The following is a 21,773-nucleotide window of genomic DNA, read 5'->3' as shown; positions in this document are numbered from 1 at the left end:
ATCATGGGCGCCGACGCCCGGGAGGCCGGCCGAACGCCGTTACCGCCCTTACAATACCCGCTCCGTCTCACGACACGACCATCGAGCCATGACCCGAGATCCCCGCCTCACCCTCAACGCGCGCCAGCAGGAATTGCTCGAATGGGTGCAGCGCGACGGCTTCGTGACCGTCGACGATCTCGCCGCGCACTTCGCGGTCACGCCCCAGACGATCCGCCGCGACGTGAACTGGCTGGCGGACCTGAACCTGCTGCGCCGCTACCACGGCGGCGCAAGCCTGCCGACCAGCTCGGAGAACGTGTCGTACACCGCGCGCCAGCGGATGTTCCACGACGAGAAGCGGCGCATCGCGGCGCTCGCGGCGTCGCACATCCCCGACCAGGCGTCGCTGTTCATCAACCTCGGCACGACGACCGAGGAAGTCGCGCGCGCGCTGAACCGCCATCACGGGCTGCACGTGATCACGAACAACCTGAACGTCGCGTCGATGATGAGCGGCTACCCCGACTGCGAGGTGCTGATCACGGGCGGCATCGTGCGGCCGTGGGACAAGGGCATCGTCGGCGAGCTCGCGATCGACTTCATCCGGCAGTTCAAGGTCGACTACGCGATCATCGGCACGTCGGCGATCGAGGCCGATGGCACGCTGCGCGATTTCGACACGCGCGAGGTACGCGTCGCCGAGGCGATCATGCAGCATGCGCGCACGGTCTACCTCGTCACCGATCATTCGAAGGTCGGCCGCCCGGCGCTCGTGCGCCAGGGGCATCTGAGCCAGGTGCACGCGCTCTTCACCGACAAGCCGCTGCCGCCCGAGATGGCCGATACGGTGGCCGCGGCCGGCACCCAGGTGTACGTCGCGGAATGACGGTTGCGATGCTGCACCGCACCTGAAACTTCAAGTGAAATCAAGAAGTTGGCGCCCCGCGCGAACCGCTTGGGGAGGGCGCTTCTGTCAAACGGAAAATTAACGGGGCACGATTTGTCGTTGCGTGCGCGCTCGACTAGACTCCAGTTCCCCGGCCCGTTCGCCGATCCGCCTGTGCCAGGGCGGTGCGAATTTCAAGGCCGGCGAATACAGCTTTCCCCCCAAGCCATACCCCGTGGGGTATCGCGCGTCGGCGTATGCGCCGGCCGCGCGGGCAGTCCGATTGCCATGGAGAGAACGATGCTGAGTCCGCATGAATTCGCCACGCTCTTGCTTGTGAAGGACGCGCCTGATCAGCGCGACATGGATCGGGATGAACTGGACATCCTGCTCGAACAACAGCTCGTCCGCCTGGAAGGGCTCGGCTCGGGGCGCAGATACTGCGTGACCGAGACCGGCGACGCCACGCTGCGATCCGTCAAGTACCGCTATTCGTAAGCCCCGCTGTTCCCGACCTTGACCCGATCGCGCGGCCGGCCTCCCGGCCACGCGGTCGTTCCCGCCTCCCGCCTGCCCGTTCGCCGCCGGCTTCAACCGCCGCGCAGCGTCGGATCGACCGCCGCCCGCCAGCTGATGGCCTGCGCGCGCGCCCCGTTGAAATACGCGATCCAGCCCGCGCGTGCTGCCGCGTCCGGCGCCGCGTAGTGGGTCGAAAGTTCGTTTACGAACGCACAATAGTTCGCTTCGGTCAGCCCGCGATACCGTTTCGCGACGTACGCGTCGTACAGCGTCGAATACACCGGCTGCGCGTCCGCGCCCCAGTCGCGTGCGCCGCCGCCGCACGACGTCTGCAGATCGACGAATGACGGCGCCCGCCAGTTGCCGGCGAGCGGCGGCGTACCCGCGCTGCACCCCGCCAGAAGGACGGCACACGCGCCGGCCCACATCCCAATACGCATGATTCACCTCGCGAAACGGTCGATTTCGCCAGTATCGTCCGGGATCGTGTCGCGCGCTACTGGCCCCGCTTTATCGAACTTTACTTTTTCGATTTCGTTCGTTAAATTTCGAATTCGAACATTTCATGTTCGCCCCATTTCAACAGACGATAAGGACAGCAGGTGACCCAACCGAATCGCTACGATCTGCTCGTCGTCGGCGGCGGCATCAACGGCGCGGGCATCGCGCGCGATGCGGCCGGCCGCGGCCTGTCGGTCATGCTCTGCGAGCAGGACGACCTCGCGTCGCACACGTCGTCGTCCAGCACGAAGCTGATTCACGGCGGCCTGCGTTATCTCGAGTACAACGAGTTCGGACTGGTGCGCAAGGCGCTGCAGGAACGCGAGACGCTGCTGCGCGCGGCGCCGCACATCATGTGGCCGCTGCGCTTCGTGATGCCGCACATGCCGAACCTGCGCCCGGCCTGGCTGATCCGCATCGGCCTGTTCCTCTACGATCACCTCGCGAAACGCGAACTGCTGCCCGGCTCGCGCGGCATCGACATGCGCCGCCATGCGGCCGGCGCGCCGCTGATCGACTCGATCAAGCGCGGCTTCGTGTATTCCGACGGCTGGGTGGACGACGCGCGCCTCGTCGTGCTGAACGCAATGGATGCGAAGGAGCGCGGCGCCGAGATCCTCACCCGCACGAAACTCGTTTCCGCCGAACGCCGCGGCGACGAATGGGAAGCGCGGCTCCAGCAGGCCGACGGCTCGATGCGCGTCGTGCAGGCGCGCGCGATCGCGAACGCGGCCGGCCCGTGGGTCGGCGACGTGCTGCACGGCGCGCTCGGCCGCGGCGCGCATCACAGCGTGCGGCTCGTGAAGGGCAGTCACATCATCACGCGCCGCCTGTTCGATCACGATCACGCGTACATCTTCCAGAACCCGGACAAGCGGATCATCTTCGCGATTCCGTACGAGCACGACTTCACGCTGATCGGCACGACCGACGTCGAATACACGAACGATCCCGCGAAGGTCGCGATCGATCGCGACGAAACGCAGTATCTGTGCGATTCGATCAACCGCTACTTCAAGCGCAAGATCTCGCCGGCCGACGTGCACTGGACCTATTCGGGCGTGCGCCCGCTGCTGGAAGACGAGAACGCGGCGAACGCGTCGGCCGTCACGCGCGACTATCGCCTCGAACTCGACGACGGCGCGGGCGCGCCGCTGCTGTCGGTGTTCGGCGGCAAGATCACGACGTTCCGCAAGCTCGCGGAAGAAGCCGGCGACATGCTGTGCCGCGCGCTCGGCCGCGACGCGAAAACCTGGACGGCCGGCGTCGCGCTGCCCGGCGGCGATATCGCCGACGCGAAATTCGACGTGTTCGCCAGCGCGTTCGCGAAACGCCATCCGTGGCTGCCCGCCGCACTCGCACGCCGCTATGCGCGCGCGTACGGCACACGTGCGGAGCACGTGGTCGACGGCGCGAGCTCGCTCGCCGACCTCGGCGCCGAAATCGCGCCGGGCATCCACGACGCCGAACTGCGCTACCTGCGCGACGCCGAATGGGCGACCTGCGCGCAGGACGTGCTGTGGCGCCGCTCGAAGCTGGGCCTGCACGTCGCGCCCGGCACGCTCGACGCCGTGACCGCCGCGGTCGACGCGTGGTTCGCCGCCGCGCATGCGCCGCACGCCTGACTCGAATGCACATTGCAGTTGCAGTTGCCTGACCGACGTTGATTCACCGACGCGCCGCCCACATGCGGCGCGCATCACAACTAAGCCAATCCACGGATGGAGATGAGAGACATGCAGGACCAGTACATCCTCGCGCTTGACCAGGGCACCACGAGTTCCCGCGCGATGCTGTTCGATCGCCAGGGCAATATCGTATCGATCGCCCAGAAGGAATTCGAACAGATCTACCCGCAACCCGGCTGGGTCGAGCACGACCCGCAGGAAATCTGGTCGACGCAAGCCGGCGTCGCCGCTGAAGCCGTCACGCGCACGGGCCTGAACGGCACGTCAATCGCGGCGATCGGCATCACGAACCAGCGCGAGACGACCATCGTCTGGGATCGCGAGACGGGCCAGCCCGTCTACAACGCGATCGTCTGGCAGGATCGCCGCACGGCCGACTTCTGCGATTCGCTGAAGAAGCAGGGCCTCGAAGCGAAGGTGCGCGCGAAGACCGGCCTGCCGATCGACTCGTACTTCTCCGCGACGAAGATCCGCTGGATCCTCGACAACGTGCCGGGTGCGCGCGAGAAGGCCAGGCAGGGCAAGCTCGCGTTCGGCACCGTCGACAGCTGGCTCGTGTGGAACTTCACGAAGCACGAGCTGCACGTGACCGACGTGACGAACGCGTCGCGCACGATGCTGTTCAACATCCATACGCGCGAGTGGGACAGCGAGCTGCTCGAACTGCTCGACATCCCGCGCAGCATGCTGCCGGAAGTGAAGGCGTCGTCGGAGATCTACGGCCACACGAAGACCACCGTGTTCGCGTCGAAGATCCCGCTCGCGGGCATCGCCGGCGACCAGCACGCGGCGCTGTTCGGCCAGATGTGCACGACGTCGGGCATGGTGAAGAACACCTACGGCACCGGCTGCTTCCTGATGATGAACACCGGCGACAAGCCGATCGAGTCGAAGAACAACCTCGTCACGACGATCGCGTGGCAGATCGGCGACGACGTGCAGTACGCGCTCGAAGGCAGCATCTTCATCGCGGGCGCGGTCGTGCAGTGGCTGCGCGACGGCGTCGGCCTCATCAAGACGGCCGCCGAGATCGAGGCGCTCGCCGCGAGCGTGCCGCACACCGACGGCGTGTATCTCGTGCCCGCGTTCGCCGGCCTCGGGGCGCCGCACTGGAACGCGCGGGCCCGCGGCTCGGTGTTCGGCGTCACGCGCGGCACGACGGCCGCGCACCTCGCGCGCGCGGCGCTCGATGCGATCGCGTACCAGTCGCTCGACGTGCTGGCCGCGATGGAAGCCGACTCGGGCATCAGCATCGGCGAGCTGCGAGTGGACGGCGGCGCGAGCGCGAACGATCTGCTGATGCAGTTCCAGGCCGACCTGCTCGGTGTCGACGCGGTGCGTCCGCAGATCACCGAGACGACCGCGCTCGGCGCGGCCTATCTCGCGGGCCTCGCGATCGGCTACTGGAAGAACCTCGACGAAGTGCGCAGCCAGTGGCAGCTCGATCGCCGCTTCGCGCCGTCGATGCCGAAGGAGCAGGTCGAGCAGCGCATGGCCGGCTGGCAACGTGCGGTACGTGCCGCGAAGGCATGGGCCGACGACACGCAGTAATCCGAACAACACCAAACGACATACAACAACACCGGCGGACCGCGCAGCGCGCGAGTCCGCCGTGACTTCGAGAGACAACCATGTCACCTTATATTGCAGAATTCATCGGCACCGCGATCCTCGTGCTGCTCGGCAACGGCGCGGTCGCAAACGTGCTGCTTGCAAAGACCAAGGGCAAAGGCGCGGACCTGATCGTGATCGTGATGGGCTGGGCGATGGCGGTATTCGTCGCGGTCTACGTGACCGCGTCGTTCAGCGGCGCGCACCTGAACCCGATCGTCACGATCAGCCTCGCGCTCGCGGGCAAGTTCGCGTGGTCGAAAGTCGGCGGCTACGTGCTCGCGCAGATGCTCGGCGGGATGGCGGGCGCGCTGCTCGTGTGGCTCGCGTATCGCCAGCACTTCGCGAAGGAAGCCGATGCGGACCTGAAGCTCGCGGTGTTCTGCACGGCGCCGGCAATCCGCAGCACCACGCATAACGTGCTGACCGAAGCGATCTGCACGTTCGTGCTGATCCTCGGCGTGCTGTATCTCGCATCGCCGCAGGTCGGCCTCGGCGCGCTCGACGCGCTGCCCGTCGGCCTGCTGGTGCTCGGCATCGGCATCTCGCTCGGCGGCCCGACCGGCTATGCGATGAGCCCCGCGCGCGACCTGTCGCCGCGCATCATGCATGCGCTGCTGCCGATTCCGGGCAAGCGCGACAGCGACTGGCGCTATGCGTGGGTGCCGGTGATCGGCCCGCTGCTCGGCGGCGCCGCGGCGGCCGGCCTGTATCTGCGCCTGCACGCGATGGCCTGATCGCGGTCTGAACGACGCGTGCGGCGTTCGCTGCCGCGCGCGTCGCTCCCCTCTTTTTTCCCTCGGTCGTCATGAGCCGCGACCCGGGCGCGAGGCCGACTCCATTCGCCACTCGGGCGGCATCGCGACGGACACGCCCGAACCGTTCCTCCTCGAACGCTACCGGCACGCGGCCGCATCGGGCACATTGACCGCCGCGCCGCACGGCCCGCGCGTGAAAGCACGTATGATGGCGAATCGATCGGCGTCGCCGATATCCCGCGTTTTCATCACCATGCTCGATCACCTCATCTGCGACTGCGACGGCGTGCTCGTCGACAGCGAAGTCATCGCCGACCGCGTGCTGCTCGACACGCTGTCCGCCACGTTCCCGAACCTCGATTTCGAAGCCGCCGCGAAGTCGGCATTCGGCCAGCAGACGTCGCGTTTCCTCACCGGCGTCGAATCCCGCTTCGGGATCGAAATGCCCGCCAACTTCATCGAGACCATCGAGCACAACATCGAGGTCGCGCTCGCGCAATCGCTCGCGCCGATCAGCGGCGTGCGCGATGCGTTGCTGAAGGTCACGCTGCCGGCTGCCGTCGTGTCGAACAGCCGGCTCGTGCGCGTGCGCAGCTCGCTCAAGCGCGCATCGCTCACCGAGATCTTCGGCGAGCGCGTGTTCAGCGCCGAACAGGTCGCGCGGCCGAAGCCCTACCCCGACGTCTACCTGCACGCGGCGCACACGCTCGGTGTCGCGCCGGCGCGCTGCGTCGTCGTCGAGGACAGCATCTCGGGGTTGAATGCCGCGCGCGCGGCCGGGATGAAGACGATCGCGTTCGTCGGCGCGAGCCACATCCCCGACAACTACGCGGACGCGCTGCGCGCGATGGGCATCACGCGGATCATGCGCAGGATGGAAGAACTGCCGGCGCTCGTCGAAGCCGGCATGCGCGGCGAATTCGGCGACGTGCAGTCCTGATCGTCATTCGGGCCGGATCGGTCGATCCGGCCGCGCTACGGACGCGCGAACGCGCGCCTTTCCTTCGCTCAAGCCGGCTCGCAGCAGCGTTCGCGCGCCGCGGCCAGCGCCTCGCGGAACTCGACGAGTTCCGCGATCGTCAGCATCGGCAGCCCGTGCCGTTGCGCGAAGCGCTCGACATCGTCGCCGCGCGTCATCGTGCCGTCCGGATTCATCAGCTCGCACAGCACGCCGGCCGGCTTCAGGCCCGCGAGAATCGACAGGTCGACCGTGCCCTCGGTGTGACCGCGGCGCGCGAGCACGCCGCCCGGTTGCGCACGCAACGGAAACACGTGGCCGGGGCGCACGATGTCGTGCGGCTTCGCGCCGTCAGCGATCGCCGCGCGAATCGTCGTCACGCGATCGGCCGCCGACACGCCGGTATGCACGCCTTCGCGCGCCTCGATCGACACGGTGAACGCGGTGCCGTTGCGGCTTTCGTTGGTCTGCACCATCGGCGGCAGTTCGAGCGCCCGCACCGTGTCGTCGGTCAGGCACAGGCACACGATGCCGCTGCACTCGCGGATCAGCAGCGCCATCGTCTCGGGCGTGATGCGCTCGGCGGCGACGATCAGGTCGGCTTCGTTCTCGCGGTCGTGGTCGTCCTGCAGCACGACCGCGCGGCCTGCGCGCATCGCGTCGAGCGCGGCGGCGATGCGCGGCGGCACCGGTTCGGAATCCAGCAGAGGGAGATCGGCAAAGGCGTCGGCAGGCGCCGACGAAACGGACATCAAGGACATGTGAAACGCTCCTCGCAAAGACGATTTGGGCGAAAAACGTTTCAGGGCATTGCAAACAGACAGAACGACAACCCGCTTCGCATGCAGCGCGAAGCGGCCCTGACGGACATGACTATCTGCACATCTTCTCTCATCCGGACTGTGACCGTCGGCTCTGGCATTCGACCAGATCTGCTGACCCCGCGCGGATGCGCGGGCGCTCGCGGGCTCGCCGGCTTACGCCAGCCTACCGCCGGTGGGGAATTTCGCCCCGCCCTGAAGACGCACTGATTGCCGGGCGGGAACGCCCCGTCACCGGCGGGCCAAGCATACAACAGCCGCACACGACGCGCAGCGAATGACCGGTAAAACCTTACTGACGACCCCGTCTAACGGTATCGTCGGAACGGCCGGAGCGCCCGCTCGCGATCTCGCGACGATCGGGGCGCGCCGCCGCGCCGCTCGGCCTGCGCGATCAGTTGACGGCCGCGTGCGCCGCGTCGGGCACGAGCCAGCGCGGCGGCACCTCGGGGCTCACCGTCACGCGGAACGCACGCGCTTCGCTGTCGCCCGGGTTGCGCAGGCTGTACGGCTGGTCGGCGTCGAACACGATCGCGTCGCCGGTCGCGAGCAACTGGCGGCGGTCGTGCACGCTCACTTCGAGCGTGCCTTCGCTGACGACGAGGTTGACCGTCGTGCCGGGCGCACGGCGCGCGCCGGGCTCGGTATGCAGCGGCGCGATCCGCAGCTCGTGGAATTCGGCCGCGGCCGGCTCGCCCTCCGGATACAGCGCACGTGCCGAAAAACGGCCGTTCGAGCTGACGACGCGCGACGCGCGCTCGGCCGCCAGATGCTCGAAACCGTTCACCGCATGGCGCCGCAGGAACGCGGCGACCGACACCTTCAACGCCGCGGCGATCTTGCAGAGCACCTTGATCGACGGCACGCTGCGCGCGGATTCGATCTGCGCGAGCATCGCGCGCGACACGCCGGACAGCCGGGCGAGCGCATCGAGCGACAGTTGCCGCTCGGCGCGCAAGCGCGCGAGATTCACGCCGACGACCTGCTCGAGCACGTCGAGCGACGCGGAGCCGCGCCCGTCGGCGGCATTACCGGACTCGAAGGAAGACACGTCGCGCACGAGCGCCAGGGATGAAGACATAGCATGGCCTCCGGGCCGCTGCGCGGCCCTGCGTAGGGGGTAAGCCGGAATCGGGTTGCGCCGGTCGTTGGCGCGTATCGAGACGCTATCACCCGGCCTGGTACGGGCAAACGAAGTTATCTTCACACCGTTATCAGCATCGCGGAGGAATGTGTTTCTCGCGAACCTTTTCCCGCCGCCACGGCGTCGCCGCGCAGCGGGCCGTGACGGCGCTCACCGCGCCGCCGGCGCCGCGCCGCGTGCCGGGCCGCGCGCATCGAGCCGCATCGCGAGCCACGTGACGACCAGCGCCGCGAACGTCACCGCGACCGCGACCCACGGCAGCGCATCGAGCGCGAAGCCGTGTTCGAGCGCGAGGCCGCCGAGCCACGCCCCGCCCGCATTGCCGACGTTGAACGCGCCGATGTTCAGCGTCGACGCGAGATGCGGCGCGCTCGCGGCCTTCTCGACCACGCGCGCCTGCAGCGGCGGCACCGTCGCGAACGCGGCGATCCCCCAGACGAATACCGTAACCGCAGCCGCGACCGGCAGGTGGCTCGTCTTCGCGAACACGGCCATCACGGCCATCAGCGCGACGAGGATCGCGATCAGCGACGGCATCAGCGCGCGGTCGGCCAGCTTGCCGCCGATCGTGTTGCCGATCGTCAGTCCCGCGCCGAACAGCACGAGGATCAGCGCGACCGCGCGCGGCGAGTAGCCCGACACGGTCTCGAGAATCGGTGCGATGTAGGTGAACACGACGAACACGCCGCCGAAGCCGAGCACGGTCATCAGCAGCGCGAGCCACACCTGCGGCTCCTTCAGCACGCGCACTTCGTGGCCGAGGCCGACCGGCCCGCCGTCGCGGCGGTTCGGCACCAGCGCGGCCACGCCGCCGAGCGCGAGCACGCCGAGCGCGGCGACGATCCAGAACGATGCGCGCCAGCCGAGCACCTGGCCGACGAACGTGCCGAACGGCACGCCCAGCACGTTCGACAGCGTGAGCCCCGTGAACATCAGCGCGATCGCGCTCGCGCGCTTGTCGGCCGGCACGAGCGATGCGGCGACCACCGCGCCGATCCCGAAGAACGAGCCGTGCGCGAACGACGTGACGACGCGCGCGACCATCAGCATCGCGTAGCCGGATGCGGTCGCGCACAGCACGTTGCCGACGATGAAGATCGCCATCAGCAGCTGCAGCGCGGCCTTGCGCGGCATGCGGCTCGTCAGCACCGCGAGCAGCGGCGCGCCGGCCGCGACGCCGAGCGCGTAGCCGGTGACGAGCAGGCCGGCCGACGGCAGCGACACAGCGAGGTCGTGCGCGACTTCGGGCAAGAGGCCCATGATGATGAATTCGGTGGTGCCGATGGCGAAGGCGCTGATCGCGAGCGCCAGGAGCGGAATGGGCATGACGTTCTCCGGAAGGCGGCGGCCGCGGCGCCAAGTCGTGCCGCACCGCACAAGAAAGCGGGATGTGCGCGCATTGTCCCGAAGACGCCTATATTTGATAATTGGCGTGGCCTTTGAACCATTTTCAAATATTTCTGGAAAATCGCATGGACCGACTGGGCGATATCCGGCTGTTCGTCGAGGCGGCGGAGCTGGGCAGCCTGTCCGCCGCCGGGCGCAAGCTGAACCTGACGCCGGCCGCCGCGAGCGCGCGGCTCGCGAAGCTCGAGGCGAAGATCGCGACGCGGCTGTTCGAACGCTCGACGCGCCAACTGCGGCTCACCGACGAAGGCAGGCTGTACCTGAACTGCTGCCGGCAGGCGCTGCAGGCGCTCGACGACGCGGATGCGATGCTGCAGGAAGGCCGCAACGTCGTGAGCGGCAAGGTGCGGCTGTCGTCGACGTCCGATTTCGGCCGTCACCAGTTGCTCGACTGGCTCCACGAATTCACGACGCTGCATCCGGGCGTCACGTTCTCGCTGACGGCGTCCGATTCGTCGGCGAACCTGTGGCAGGACGAGATCGACCTCGCGATCCGCTTCGCCGCGCCGCCCGACGGCGCGCTGATCGCCCGCCGGCTTGCGACCAACCGGCGCGTGCTGTGCGCGGCGCCGTCGTTCGTCGAACGCCATGGCGTGCCGGCCGATCCGCACGACCTGGCCCGCTTTCCTTGCAACGTGATCACGATCGCGTCCGGCCCGATGAACACCTGGCATTTCACGCGCGGCGACGAAGTGCAGATCCACACGGTGCCGGTGTCGACCGCGTTCGAGACCAACGACGGCGGCCTCACGCGCGAATGGACGCTGCGCGGCCACGGCATTGCGCTGAAGTCGCTGTGGGACATCGCCGACGACGTCCGCGCGGGCCGGCTGCGCGTGCTGCTGCCCGACTGGCGGCACCAGGACGCGCCGCTGCACGCGATCTATCACAGCAAGCGCTACATGGCGCCGCGCGTGCGCGCGCTGCTCGATTTCCTCGCCGAGCGCTTCGCGCGCGAGGAAGCGGCGCTCGACGACCTGCTAAACGCGTGCCGCTGACGGCCGGCCCCGCCAATTCAGGGTCGGAACGCGCAACCCGGCGTCGCACGCCCGCAACCGGCCGCCCGTCCGCGTGACGTGAAAAGCTATAATGGAAGGCTTTCCCGACGGCCTTTCCTGCCCGATGCGCGCGATTCGCGTGCCGCGCACGGCCGTCCCGATTCACCCTTGACGACGCCCCCAGGTCAACCACTGCGAACGGCGAATCCCCATGACCAAGAAAGTTTACGTAAAGACCTTCGGCTGCCAGATGAACGAGTACGACTCGGACAAGATGGTGGACGTGCTCAATGCGGCCGAAGGCCTCGAAAAGACCGACACGCCGGAAGACGCCGACATCATCCTGTTCAACACATGCTCGGTGCGCGAGAAGGCGCAGGAAAAGGTGTTCTCCGATCTCGGCCGCGTGCGCGAGCTGAAGGAAGCGAAGCCGGGCCTGCTGATCGGCGTCGGCGGCTGCGTCGCGAGCCAGGAAGGCGCGTCGATCGTGTCGCGCGCGCCGTACGTCGATCTCGTGTTCGGCCCGCAAACCCTGCATCGCCTGCCGCAGATGATCGACGCGCGCCGCGCGAGCGGCCGCGCGCAGGTCGACATCACGTTCCCCGAAATCGAGAAGTTCGACCATCTGCCGCCCGCGCGCGTCGAGGGGCCGAGCGCATTCGTGTCGATCATGGAAGGCTGCTCGAAGTACTGCAGCTACTGCGTGGTGCCGTACACGCGCGGCGATGAAGTGTCGCGCCCGCTCGACGACGTGCTGACCGAAGTGGCCGGCCTCGCCGACCAGGGCGTGCGCGAAGTCACGCTGCTCGGCCAGAACGTGAACGCCTACCGCGGCACGCTGACGGCCGGTTCGACCGACATCGCCGATTTCGCGACGCTGATCGAATACGTCGCCGACATCCCCGGCATCGAGCGGATCCGCTACACGACGTCGCACCCGAAGGAATTCACGCAGCGCCTGATCGACACGTACGCGAAGGTGCCGAAGCTCGTGAGCCACCTGCACCTGCCGGTCCAGCACGGCTCCGACCGCATCCTGATGGCGATGAAGCGCGGCTACACGGTGCTCGAATACAAGTCGGTGATCCGCAAGCTGCGCGCGATCCGCCCCGACCTGTCGCTGTCGACCGACATGATCGTCGGCTTCCCCGGCGAGACCGAGGAGGATTTCGACAAGATGATGGCGCTCGTGCACGAGATGAGCTACGACACCAGCTTCTCGTTCATCTACAGCCCGCGCCCCGGCACGCCGGCCGCGAATCTCGCCGACGACACGCCGCGCGAAGTGAAACTCAAACGCCTGCAACATCTGCAGGCGACGATCGAGGAGAACGTCGCGCGCATCAGCCAGTCGATGGTCGGGAAGGTCGAGCGGATCCTCGTCGAGGGCCCGTCGCGCAAGGACCCGAACGAGCTCGCGGGCCGCACGGAGAACAACCGTGTGGTGAATTTCCCGGCGCCGCTCGCGTCGCACCCGCGCCTGATCGGCCAGATGATCGACGTGAAGATCAACCATGCGTACCCGCATTCGCTGCGCGGCGAGCTCCTGCTCGTCAGCGACGACGCGAGCGCGGCCACCCACTGACCGACTGCCGCCCGACAGGAGCCCGACGCTACTTTGAAGACCGTCCAAGCACTGGAATTCACCGCCCCGCGCGACGACAACGCGCGCCTCGCCAACCTCTGCGGCCCGCTCGACGAAAACCTGCGGCAGATCGAACAGGCGCTCGACGTCACGCTCGCGCGGCGCGGCCACCGGATCACGATCCGCGGGCGCGGCGCCAAGCTCGCGCTCGCCGCGCTCGAAAACTTCTACAACCGCGCGCGCGATCCGCTGTCGGTCGACGACATCCAGCTCGCGCTGGTCGAAGTGCGCCACACGGCCGGCAACGGCCGCCAGGACACGGTCGACGTGCGCTTTCGCGGCGACCCCGACCATCCGTTCGACGAGCCCGTCGCGCAGCTCGACGCCAGCGAGCCGGAGGAAGAGCCGGGGCCGAAGCTCTACACGCGGCGCGCCGACCTGCGCGGCCGCACGCCCGCCCAGCGCGAATACCTGAAGCAGATCCTGCAGCACGACGTGACGTTCGGCATCGGGCCGGCCGGCACCGGCAAGACCTACCTCGCGGTCGCGTGCGCGGTCGACGCGCTCGAGCGCGACCAGGTCAAGCGGATCGTGCTGACGCGCCCGGCCGTCGAGGCCGGCGAGCGGCTCGGCTTCCTGCCCGGCGATCTCGCGCAGAAGGTCGACCCGTACCTGCGTCCGCTGTACGACGCGCTGTACGACCTGCTCGGCTTCGACAAGACGGCGAAGATGTTCGAGCGCCAGATGATCGAGATCGCGCCGCTCGCGTACATGCGCGGCCGCACGCTGAACCACGCGTTCATCATCCTCGACGAGGCGCAGAACACCACGCCCGAGCAGATGAAGATGTTCCTCACGCGGATCGGCTTCGGCTCGAAGGCGGTCGTGACCGGCGACACGAGCCAGGTCGACCTGCCGCGCGGTCACAAGAGCGGCCTCGTCGAGGCGCAGCAGGTGCTCGGCGGCGTGCGCGGCATCGCGCTCACGCGCTTCACGAGCGCGGACGTGGTACGCCATCCGCTCGTCGCGCGCATCGTCGAGGCGTACGACGAGTTCCACGCGCAGCATCAGGACGGCTGAGCGGCGACGCCCGCGCGCTGCCTCCACCTCCCGGCCCGGCCCGCCAGACGGCGCGCCGGGCTTTTTTTCGCCCGCGCGCGGCCGGTCCGAATTCGGGCGCGATCGGCCGTTTGGTGTATCCTCGACGCGTCCCAATCGCCGCACGCGTCATGAAATCCTCCCGTTCCCGCAAGTCCGGTCGCGCACCGTCCGCCGCGTCCGAATCCCCCCGCCTTTCGCTGTTCGACGCGAAGGGCAAAGCCCGCACCGTCAACGCGCAAGGGCTGCGGATCGACTTCCCGGACGGCCGCAGCCTGATGTTCGACCTGTCGGGCAGCTCGGGCGACGCGGCCGTCGCGATCGTCGCGCAGCACAACGATCCGGCGATGCGCGCGAAGCTCGCGCTGCAGCCCGAGCACTACGACAGCGTGACACTGCACGTCGGCGCCGAGTTCGCACCGCGCGAGGACGATCCCGAAGACGGGCCGCGCGCGCTGGAATTCGACCTGTCCGTGCAGTACGGCGACGAGATCACGAGCGACGTGCGCAAGACGCTGCCGAAGCGCAAGCTGATCGCCGAATGGATCGAGCCGGCGCTGTTCGCGAGCGCGCAGCTCACCGTGCGTTTCGTCGGCGAGAACGAAGGCCGTACGCTGAACGCCGGCTACCGTCACAAGGACTATCCGACCAACGTGCTGACCTTCGCGTACGACCCGGCGCCCGACGGCACCGTGATCGGCGACCTCGTGCTGTGCTGCCCGGTGGTCGAGAAGGAAGCGCACGACCAGGGCAAGCCGCTCGCGGTCCATTACGCGCACCTGCTGGTGCACGGCGCGCTGCACGCGCAGGGCTACGACCACGAGACGAGCGACGAGGACGCGGCCGAAATGGAAGCGCTCGAAGTCGACATCCTCGCGAAACTGGGTTTCCCGAACCCGTACCAGTAAGCCGTCCGCCCGATGCGCCACGCCGCGATGCTGCCGCCCGCCTACCCGCCGTCGATCGGCGAAGGACGCCTGCTGACGGAAGACGAGCTCGCGGCGTCGCTCGCGCACACGATGCGCGAATGGGACGGCCGGCAGGATCTCTGGCTGTTCGGCTATGGCTCGCTGATCTGGAATCCCGGGCTGCCGACCGTCGCCGCCGTGCGCGGCAAGGTGCACGGCTATCACCGCGGGCTCTACCTGTGGTCGCGCGTGAATCGCGGCACCCCCGAACGGCCGGGCCTCGTGCTCGCGCTCGATCGCGGCGGCTCGTGCTCGGGCATCGCATTCCGGCTCGCCGGCCCGACCGCGCAGCCGCATCTCGAGACGTTGTGGAAGCGCGAAATGCCGATGGGCTCGTACCGGCCCGCGTGGCTGCCGTGCTCGCTCGAGACCGGCGAACGCGTGAACGCGCTCGCGTTCGTGATGCGTCGCGACGCACCGACCTATACGGGCAAGCTGACCGACGCCGTCGTGAAGGAAGTGTTCGGCTGCGCGGCCGGCCGCTACGGCACCACGCTCGACTACGTGAGCCGCACGGTCGACGCGCTGCGCGCGAGCGGCATCCCCGACCGCGCGCTCGAAGGGTTGCTGGCGCGATGCCGGTGATCCGGCACCGCGCCGCCCGCGCATCCGAACGAGGACCCCTTCGATGAAACCGTCCCGCCGGTCGCGTTGCAGGATCGCCGCGCTGCTCGTCGTCGCGAGCGTCGTGCTGTCCGGCTGCGGCATACTCGGCTGCGGCGGCGCCGCGACCAACGGCGCGGCCGCCGGCGGCTGCTCGGCGGGCATGCGGTTCTGAGCGGCGCGACGGCGGCGCCCGCCTGCGGCAGAATGCCGCCGTCTCCGGCCGTTTCCCGCGTCGCGCCGTATCGCTCTTCCCGCCGCCCCTCCCGCACCGTTTTTTGGCTGCCGCGCCCCGCCGACCCTTTCTGCGATAGGATGGACCCGACGACGACGTCGCGCCCCGCGCGGCCGTCCGCGAGCGGGGCCCGCGCGAGCCGCCCACCCTGGCCGTACGGCCGGGTGACACGGTCGCGTCGTGCCCTTGGTGTATCCTTGCCTACTCCGTGACCGCGCGCCCCGGCATGACCCGGGCGCACCACCATGAACGATTCGTATCCCAGTCGTAAGCCAACCGACAAACCGCAAGAAAAGCGCTCGCTGCTCGAGCGCCTGACCGACTTCATCTCGCCCGAGCCCGAATCCCGCGGCGAGCTGCTGGAAATCCTCCAGGACGCCCACGAACGCAACCTGATCGACGCCGATTCGCTGTCGATGATCGAAGGCGTGTTCCAGGTCTCCGATCTGTGCGCGCGCGACATCATGGTGCCGCGTGCGCAGATGGACGCGATCAACATCGCCGACAAGCCCGAGGATTTCATCCCGTTCGTCCTCGAAAAGGCGCACTCGCGCTATCCGGTGTACGAGGAGAACCGCGACAACGTGATCGGCGTGCTGCTCGCGAAGGATCTGCTGCGCTTCTACGCCGAAGAAGAATTCGACGTGCGCGGGATGCTGCGCCCGGCCGTGTTCATTCCGGAATCGAAGCGCCTGAACGTGCTGCTGCACGACTTCCGCGTGAACCGCAACCACCTGGCGATCGTCGTCGACGAATACGGCGGCGTCGCGGGCCTGATCACGATCGAGGACGTGCTCGAACAGATCGTCGGCGACATCGAGGACGAATACGACTTCGACGAGGAAGCCGGCAACATCATCTCGGGGCCGGACGGCCGCTACCGCGTGCGCGCGCTCACCGAGATCGAACAGTTCAACGAGACGTTCGGCACCGATTTCCCCGACGACGAAGTCGACACGATCGGCGGCCTGATCACCCATCATTTCGGACGCGTGCCGCACCGCGGCGAGAAGCTGCAGCTCGGCAACCTCGTGTTCGAAATCCAGCGCGGCGATGCGCGCCAGGTTCACGTGCTGCTGGTGCGCCGCAACCCGCTCGCCAGCCGTCGCGCCGAAACCTCGCACGAAGACTGACCGTTCCGCGCCAGCCGCCCCTCCTTCAACCGCTCGCCCTCTTCCGCTTCACATGGACGATCCGATTCCGTCCCGCCCGGCTGGCGGCCTTCTCGCGCCGGCGCCCTGCCGCGCGCTGCCGCGCTGGCACTATCCGGCCGCGCTGCTCGCCGGCGCGGCCAATACGCTCAGCTTCGCGCCCACGCCGCACGGCGGCTGGCTGCAGCTCGTCGTATTCGTCTGGTTTTTCGCGCAGCTCACGCGCACGTCGAGCTGGCGCGGCGCCGCGCTCACCGGCGGCGCGTTCGGCTTCGGCAACTTCATCAGCGGCGTCTGGTGGCTCTACATCAGCATGCACGTGTACGGCGAAATGGCCGCGCCGCTCGCGGGCGGCGCGCTCGTGCTGTTCGCGCTGTACCTGTCGCTGTACCCGGCGTTCTCGGCCGGGCTGTGGTCGTTCTGCGCGGGCCATGCGTGGCACCGCCGCGCGCCCGACCCGCGGCCGTTCTCGCCGACCTGGCATGGCGCGTTCGCGTTCGCGAGCGCGTGGGCGCTCGGCGAATGGCTGCGCGGCACCGTGTTCACCGGCTTTCCGTGGCTCGGCAGCGGCTACCCGCAGGTCGACGGCCCGTTCGCGGGCTTCGCGCCGGTGGTCGGCGTGTACGGGATCGCATGGGTGCTCGCGCTGTTCGCCGCGCTCGTCGTGCAGGCGCTCGCCGCCGCGCGGCCGTCGCCGCTGCGTGACGGCGAAGCCGGCGCATCGGGCGGCGACGCTCGCGTGCGCATCGCCGCGCCGGCCGGCATCGCCGTCGTGCTCGTCGCGGCCGGGCTCGGGCTGTCGCAGGTCACATGGACCGTGCCCGCGAACGCGCCGCTCACCGTGCGGCTGCTGCAAGGCAACGTGAAGCAGGACATCAAGTTCGAGCAGGAAGGCATCGACGCGGCGATCAAGATGTACCAGCAGATGATCGTCGAGAAGCCGGCCGACCTGATCGTCACGCCCGAGACCGCGATCGCGGTGATGATCCAGGAATTGCCCGAGCCGTTCGCCGTCGCGATCCGCAAGTTCAGCGACACGACCGGCTCGGCCGTGCTGTTCGGCGCGGTCGGCGCATCGGTGACCGAGGACGGCCGCTACTTCGACTACACGAACAGCCTGTACGGCGTGACGCCGCACTCGCGCGACATCTATCACTACGACAAGCATCACCTCGTGCCCTTCGGCGAATTCATTCCGTGGGGCTTCCGGTGGTTCGTCAACCTGATGAAGATGCCGCTCGGCGATTTCGCGCGCGGCGCGCCGGTGCAGAAGCCGTTCCTCGTGCACAACCAGCCGGTGATGGCCGATATCTGCTACGAGGACTTGTTCGGCGAGGAAATCGCCGCGACGATCCGCGACAACCCGCAGCCGCCCGGCGTGCTCGTCAACGTGACGAACCTCGCGTGGTTCGGCGACACGATCGCGCTCGACCAGCATTTGCAGATCGCACGGATGCGCTCGCTCGAAACGGGCCGGCCGATGCTGCGCTCGACCAATACGGGGATGACGGCCGCGATCGACGCGCACGGGCGCGTGCTCGGCCAGTTGAAGCCGTTCACGATCGGCTCGCTCGACGTGCGGATCGAAGGCACGAGCGGCTTCACGCCGTACGTGACGAGCGGCAACAACATCGTGCTCGCGGTGTCGTTCGTGCTGCTCGCGTTCGGCTTCACGTTCGGGCCCGGGCTGCGCCGACGCAACGGCCGGAAGCCCGGCGACGACGCAGCGCAATGACGCGACGGGCCGCCGCCGCGCGCGGCGGCCCGTGAGCGCGAACCGGCCGGCTCCTCAGGCCTGCCGCTCCGATTGATCCGACGGATCCGGCTGCGCGGCGAGCGCCCGCAAGTCGCGGCTCACTTCGTCCATCACCGGCGCCCACGCGCCGAACGTCGGCTGGCGGTACAGCGTCGCGGTCGGATACCACGGGCTGTCCCGGCGATCGAGCAGCCACGGCCAGTGCGGATTCACGTCGAGCAGCACCCACGTGCGCGCGCCGAGCGCGCCGGCCAGATGCGCGACCGACGTGCACACGGTGATCACGAGATCCAGCGCGCCGATGAACGCGGCCGTGTCGTCGAAGCTCGTCAATTCGGCCGTATAGTCTTCGATCGCGAAACCGGCCGCGCGCGCGGCGGCGACATCCGCATCCGCACCTGGCTGCAGCGAATAGAACGTAACGCCGTCGATGCCGCGAAACGCGTTCGCGTAGCGCTCGAGCCCGACGCGCCGGAATGGATTGCGCTGGTGGCCCGCACTGCCCGTCCACACGAGCCCGACCTTCAGCCGGCCGTCGCCCGCGAGCCGCGCGCGCCATGCGTCGCATGCGGCCGGCTCGGCCCGCAGGTACGGCACCGACGCGGCGAGCGTCGACGCCTCCATGCCGAGCATCAGCGGCAGGCCGATCAGCGGCACTTCGTAATCGAACGCCGGCAGCGCATCGACGCCGCCGCCCGCGCCGAACACGTCCGCGTGCACCCCGAGGCTGCGCTGCATCAGCGTGCCGAGCGCCGGAAACGTATTCCACGCGAGCCGGCCGCCCTCGCGATGCACGCGCTCGGCGAGCGGCGCGACGAAACGGCAGAACTGCAGCACGTCGCCGAGCCCCTGCTCGCCCCACACCAGCAGCGTCTTGCCGGCGAGCGGTTCGCCCTGCCAGCGCGGGCCCGGCAGCGCCGGCCGGCGACCGCGCAACTCGCCCGCGCCGTCCCAGCGCGCCTCGTGGCCGCGCCAGCCGGCCGCATGGTTGCCGCGCGCCAGCTGGATGATCGCGAGATTGAAGCGGAACGATGCGTCGTCGGGCGCCAGCTCGCACGCACGCGCCGCATGGCGCTCGGCGTCGTCCCAGCGCTGCGCCTCCTTCATCGCCATCGCGACGTTGTTCATCGCGAGCGCATTGTCGGGCGCGAGGTCGGCTAGCCGCGCGGCGCACGCGAGCGCGCCGTCGAGGTCATGCGTCGCGATCCGCGCGACGACGAGGTTGATCCATGCCTGCACGTCCCGCGGATCGTGCTTCACGGCCGCGTCGAGCAGCGCGATCTCCTCCGCGCGTTCACCGCCCGACAATCGCAGCGCGATCGCGAGGTTGTTGCGCAGCGACGGCCAGCCGGCATCGATCGCAAGCGCCGCGCGGTACGGCGCGACCGCATCCGCGTGACGGCCGGCCACCTGCAGCGCATAGCCGTGGTTGAAATACGTGCTTGCGCCCGGCTGCGCGCGCACCGCCCATTCGGCGAGCGCAATCGCGTCGGCCGTGCGCTGCCGCGCGACGAGCGCCGTCGTGAGCCGCGCCAGCGCGTCGGCATCGACCGCATGCAGATGGGCGGCGGCGGCCAGCCACAGGTCGTGCGCGGCGCGCTCGCCGCGCGCCTGCGCGTCGGCGGCCTGCCCGAGCAGTGCGAGAAACGGCGGAAGCAGCGGAATCAGAATGTCGTTCGGTTCGTCCATGCAGTCGGCATCGGCAAGCGGTGACGCGGCACGCATGGCGCGCGCCGCAATACACGCATCTTAACGCCCGCGCGAAGCGGTACGGCACGCGCGTCGCGGCAGGTCGCACGCGGCCCCGCGGCGCCCGTGGGCCATGCGCGCGCGGGCCGCGGGAAGCAGGCCGGCGGTGCCCGCATCCGCCTTCCGGCCGCATCCGGTCGCCGATCCGGTAAAATTACGCGTTTCAGCACACTAACAAGCCGCGCCGCCGCGCGAGCCGACCCTCCGGGCCCGCCCGGAGCGCCGCCCGCAACGGAGCGCCAGCGCCACGAAGGCTCTTCATGCTTACGTTTCAGCAAATCATCCTGACGCTGCAGTCCTACTGGGACAAGCAGGGTTGCGCCCTGCTCCAGCCCATCGACATGGAAGTCGGCGCGGGCACGTCGCACGTCCACACGTTCCTGCGCGCGGTCGGCCCCGAGCCGTGGCGCGCCGCGTACGTGCAACCGTCGCGCCGCCCGAAGGACGGCCGCTACGGCGAAAACCCGAACCGCCTGCAGCACTACTACCAGTACCAGGTCGTGCTCAAGCCGGCGCCGGAAAACATCCTCGACCTGTACCTCGGCTCGCTCGAGGCGCTCGGCTTCGACTTGAAGCAGAACGACGTGCGCTTCGTCGAGGACGACTGGGAAAACCCGACGCTCGGCGCGTGGGGCCTCGGTTGGGAAGTGTGGCTGAACGGGATGGAAGTCACGCAGTTCACGTATTTCCAGGAAGTCGGCGGCCTCGAATGCAAGCCGGTGCTCGGCGAGATCACGTACGGCCTCGAGCGCCTCGCGATGTACCTGCAGAAGGTCGAGAACGTGTACGACCTCGTGTGGACCGAGTGGGAAGAGCAAGGCCCGAACGGCCCCGAGCTGCGCCGCCTGTCGTATGGCGACGTGTACCACCAGAACGAGGTCGAGCAGTCGACCTACAACTTCGAGCACGCGAACGTCGACCTGCTGTTCACGTTCTTCAACAGCTACGAAGCGGAAGCGAAGAAGATGATCGACGCGCAGCTCGCGCTGCCCGCGTACGAGCTCGTGCTGAAGGCCGGCCACACGTTCAACCTGCTCGACGCGCGCGGCGCGATCTCGGTCACCGAGCGGGCAGCGTACATCGGCCGCATCCGCGCGCTGTCGCGTCTCGTCGCGCAGGCTTACTACGACTCGCGCGAGAAGCTCGGCTTCCCGATGCTCGGCAACCCGCCGGGCGTGCCGGGCCTCACCACCGACGCCCAGGACGCCGCGCAACCGGCATGGGCGCCGCCGCTCAAGGTCGAACGCAAGATCGATCAGGACTGACGAGACGAGATTTATTCCAGACATGACGCACAATCATCCCGCCCCCCTGCTCGTCGAACTGCTGACCGAAGAGCTGCCGCCGAAGGCCCT

At 68.6% G+C, this 21,773-nt stretch carries 20 protein-coding genes and 1 riboswitch; of the genes, 15 read left to right on the top strand and 5 right to left on the bottom strand.

What is annotated here, in order from left to right; genetic code table 11:
* Positions 1 to 88: 88 nt before the first annotated feature.
* Together AC3IFE_RS09815 and AC3IFE_RS09810 are read left to right on the top strand one after the other, a co-directional pair.
* Positions 89 to 868, top strand: a complete 780-nt coding sequence (locus tag AC3IFE_RS09815; protein ID WP_006493999.1) for a DeoR/GlpR family DNA-binding transcription regulator — start codon at positions 89 to 91, stop codon at positions 866 to 868.
* A gap of 300 nt (positions 869 to 1,168) precedes the next feature.
* The gene (locus tag AC3IFE_RS09810) at positions 1,169 to 1,366 is read left to right on the top strand and encodes a hypothetical protein (protein ID WP_050014609.1); all 198 of its coding nucleotides are present in this window, start codon (positions 1,169 to 1,171) and stop codon (positions 1,364 to 1,366) included.
* Between the two features lie 92 nt (positions 1,367 to 1,458).
* On the opposite strand, the gene AC3IFE_RS09805 is transcribed toward AC3IFE_RS09810, so the two are convergent.
* Positions 1,459 to 1,827, bottom strand: a complete 369-nt coding sequence (locus tag AC3IFE_RS09805) for a hypothetical protein (protein ID WP_489190396.1) — start codon at positions 1,825 to 1,827, stop codon at positions 1,459 to 1,461.
* A gap of 162 nt (positions 1,828 to 1,989) precedes the next feature.
* Here AC3IFE_RS09805 and glpD point away from each other — a divergent pair, with 162 nt between their 5' ends.
* From glpD to AC3IFE_RS09785, 4 genes are all read left to right on the top strand, one after another.
* The gene (gene glpD, locus AC3IFE_RS09800; RefSeq protein ID WP_489190395.1) at positions 1,990 to 3,513 is read left to right on the top strand and encodes a glycerol-3-phosphate dehydrogenase; all 1,524 of its coding nucleotides are present in this window, start codon (positions 1,990 to 1,992) and stop codon (positions 3,511 to 3,513) included.
* A 111-nt stretch (positions 3,514 to 3,624) separates the two neighbouring features.
* A complete protein-coding gene (glpK, locus tag AC3IFE_RS09795; RefSeq protein ID WP_089468388.1) occupies positions 3,625 to 5,127 on the top strand; it encodes a glycerol kinase GlpK in 1,503 nt (500 codons plus the stop codon).
* Positions 5,128 to 5,207: 80 nt separating this feature from the next.
* Positions 5,208 to 5,924, top strand: a complete 717-nt coding sequence (locus AC3IFE_RS09790) for an MIP/aquaporin family protein (protein WP_050014615.1) — start codon at positions 5,208 to 5,210, stop codon at positions 5,922 to 5,924.
* A gap of 274 nt (positions 5,925 to 6,198) precedes the next feature.
* Positions 6,199 to 6,885, top strand: coding sequence for an HAD family hydrolase (locus AC3IFE_RS09785; RefSeq protein ID WP_489190394.1), 687 nt, complete (start codon positions 6,199 to 6,201; stop codon positions 6,883 to 6,885).
* 68 nt (positions 6,886 to 6,953) lie between these two features.
* Here AC3IFE_RS09785 and ribB read toward each other — a convergent pair whose 3' ends face one another.
* The 3 genes from ribB to AC3IFE_RS09770 all read right to left on the bottom strand — a co-directional run bounded on the left by ribB (position 6,954) and on the right by AC3IFE_RS09770 (position 10,194).
* Positions 6,954 to 7,664: a 3,4-dihydroxy-2-butanone-4-phosphate synthase gene (gene ribB, locus AC3IFE_RS09780; RefSeq protein WP_006489272.1), complete on the bottom strand. Its 711-nt coding sequence runs from the start codon at positions 7,662 to 7,664 to the stop codon at positions 6,954 to 6,956.
* A 118-nt stretch (positions 7,665 to 7,782) separates the two neighbouring features.
* A riboswitch (FMN riboswitch) is annotated at positions 7,783 to 7,931 on the bottom strand.
* A 187-nt stretch (positions 7,932 to 8,118) separates the two neighbouring features.
* Entirely contained in the window at positions 8,119 to 8,805 is a 687-nt protein-coding gene (locus AC3IFE_RS09775) for a helix-turn-helix domain-containing protein (RefSeq protein WP_011546157.1), read from the bottom strand.
* Positions 8,806 to 9,018: 213 nt separating this feature from the next.
* On the bottom strand, positions 9,019 to 10,194 hold the full coding sequence (locus AC3IFE_RS09770; RefSeq protein WP_489190393.1) for an MFS transporter: 1,176 nt from the start codon (positions 10,192 to 10,194) through the stop codon (positions 9,019 to 9,021).
* A 146-nt stretch (positions 10,195 to 10,340) separates the two neighbouring features.
* On the opposite strand from AC3IFE_RS09770, the gene AC3IFE_RS09765 reads away from it, so the two are divergent.
* The 8 genes from AC3IFE_RS09765 (at position 10,341) to lnt (ending at position 18,648) form a co-directional block, all read left to right on the top strand.
* The gene (locus AC3IFE_RS09765; protein WP_489190392.1) at positions 10,341 to 11,273 is read left to right on the top strand and encodes a LysR family transcriptional regulator; all 933 of its coding nucleotides are present in this window, start codon (positions 10,341 to 10,343) and stop codon (positions 11,271 to 11,273) included.
* A 211-nt stretch (positions 11,274 to 11,484) separates the two neighbouring features.
* Positions 11,485 to 12,858, top strand: a complete 1,374-nt coding sequence (miaB, locus tag AC3IFE_RS09760; protein ID WP_089468392.1) for a tRNA (N6-isopentenyl adenosine(37)-C2)-methylthiotransferase MiaB — start codon at positions 11,485 to 11,487, stop codon at positions 12,856 to 12,858.
* Positions 12,859 to 12,891: 33 nt separating this feature from the next.
* On the top strand, positions 12,892 to 13,938 hold the full coding sequence (locus tag AC3IFE_RS09755) for a PhoH family protein (protein WP_006477874.1): 1,047 nt from the start codon (positions 12,892 to 12,894) through the stop codon (positions 13,936 to 13,938).
* A 149-nt stretch (positions 13,939 to 14,087) separates the two neighbouring features.
* Positions 14,088 to 14,864 carry an rRNA maturation RNase YbeY gene (gene ybeY / locus AC3IFE_RS09750; RefSeq protein ID WP_489190391.1) on the top strand — a complete coding sequence of 259 codons (777 nt, stop codon included), beginning with the start codon at positions 14,088 to 14,090 and terminating at the stop codon, positions 14,862 to 14,864.
* 12 nt (positions 14,865 to 14,876) lie between these two features.
* The gene (locus tag AC3IFE_RS09745; RefSeq protein ID WP_489190390.1) at positions 14,877 to 15,509 is read left to right on the top strand and encodes a gamma-glutamylcyclotransferase; all 633 of its coding nucleotides are present in this window, start codon (positions 14,877 to 14,879) and stop codon (positions 15,507 to 15,509) included.
* Between the two features lie 43 nt (positions 15,510 to 15,552).
* Positions 15,553 to 15,702, top strand: a complete 150-nt coding sequence (locus AC3IFE_RS09740; RefSeq protein WP_489190389.1) for a hypothetical protein — start codon at positions 15,553 to 15,555, stop codon at positions 15,700 to 15,702.
* Positions 15,703 to 16,007: 305 nt separating this feature from the next.
* Positions 16,008 to 16,895 carry a CorC family transporter gene (locus AC3IFE_RS09735; protein WP_021160150.1) on the top strand — a complete coding sequence of 296 codons (888 nt, stop codon included), beginning with the start codon at positions 16,008 to 16,010 and terminating at the stop codon, positions 16,893 to 16,895.
* Positions 16,896 to 16,947: 52 nt separating this feature from the next.
* Positions 16,948 to 18,648, top strand: coding sequence for an apolipoprotein N-acyltransferase (lnt, locus tag AC3IFE_RS09730; RefSeq protein WP_489190388.1), 1,701 nt, complete (start codon positions 16,948 to 16,950; stop codon positions 18,646 to 18,648).
* A gap of 54 nt (positions 18,649 to 18,702) precedes the next feature.
* Here lnt and AC3IFE_RS09725 read toward each other — a convergent pair whose 3' ends face one another.
* Positions 18,703 to 20,358 carry a tetratricopeptide repeat protein gene (locus AC3IFE_RS09725; protein ID WP_489190387.1) on the bottom strand — a complete coding sequence of 552 codons (1,656 nt, stop codon included), beginning with the start codon at positions 20,356 to 20,358 and terminating at the stop codon, positions 18,703 to 18,705.
* Positions 20,359 to 20,678: 320 nt separating this feature from the next.
* On the opposite strand from AC3IFE_RS09725, the gene glyQ reads away from it, so the two are divergent.
* A complete protein-coding gene (gene glyQ / locus AC3IFE_RS09720; protein WP_006477868.1) occupies positions 20,679 to 21,683 on the top strand; it encodes a glycine--tRNA ligase subunit alpha in 1,005 nt (334 codons plus the stop codon).
* Positions 21,684 to 21,773: the final 90 nt, after the last annotated feature.

Source organism: Burkholderia sp. APQ4-4ca (assembly GCF_057837105.1).
The sequence above is the reverse complement of the archived record's forward strand: the minus strand, read 5'-3'. Positions and strand labels throughout refer to the sequence as shown.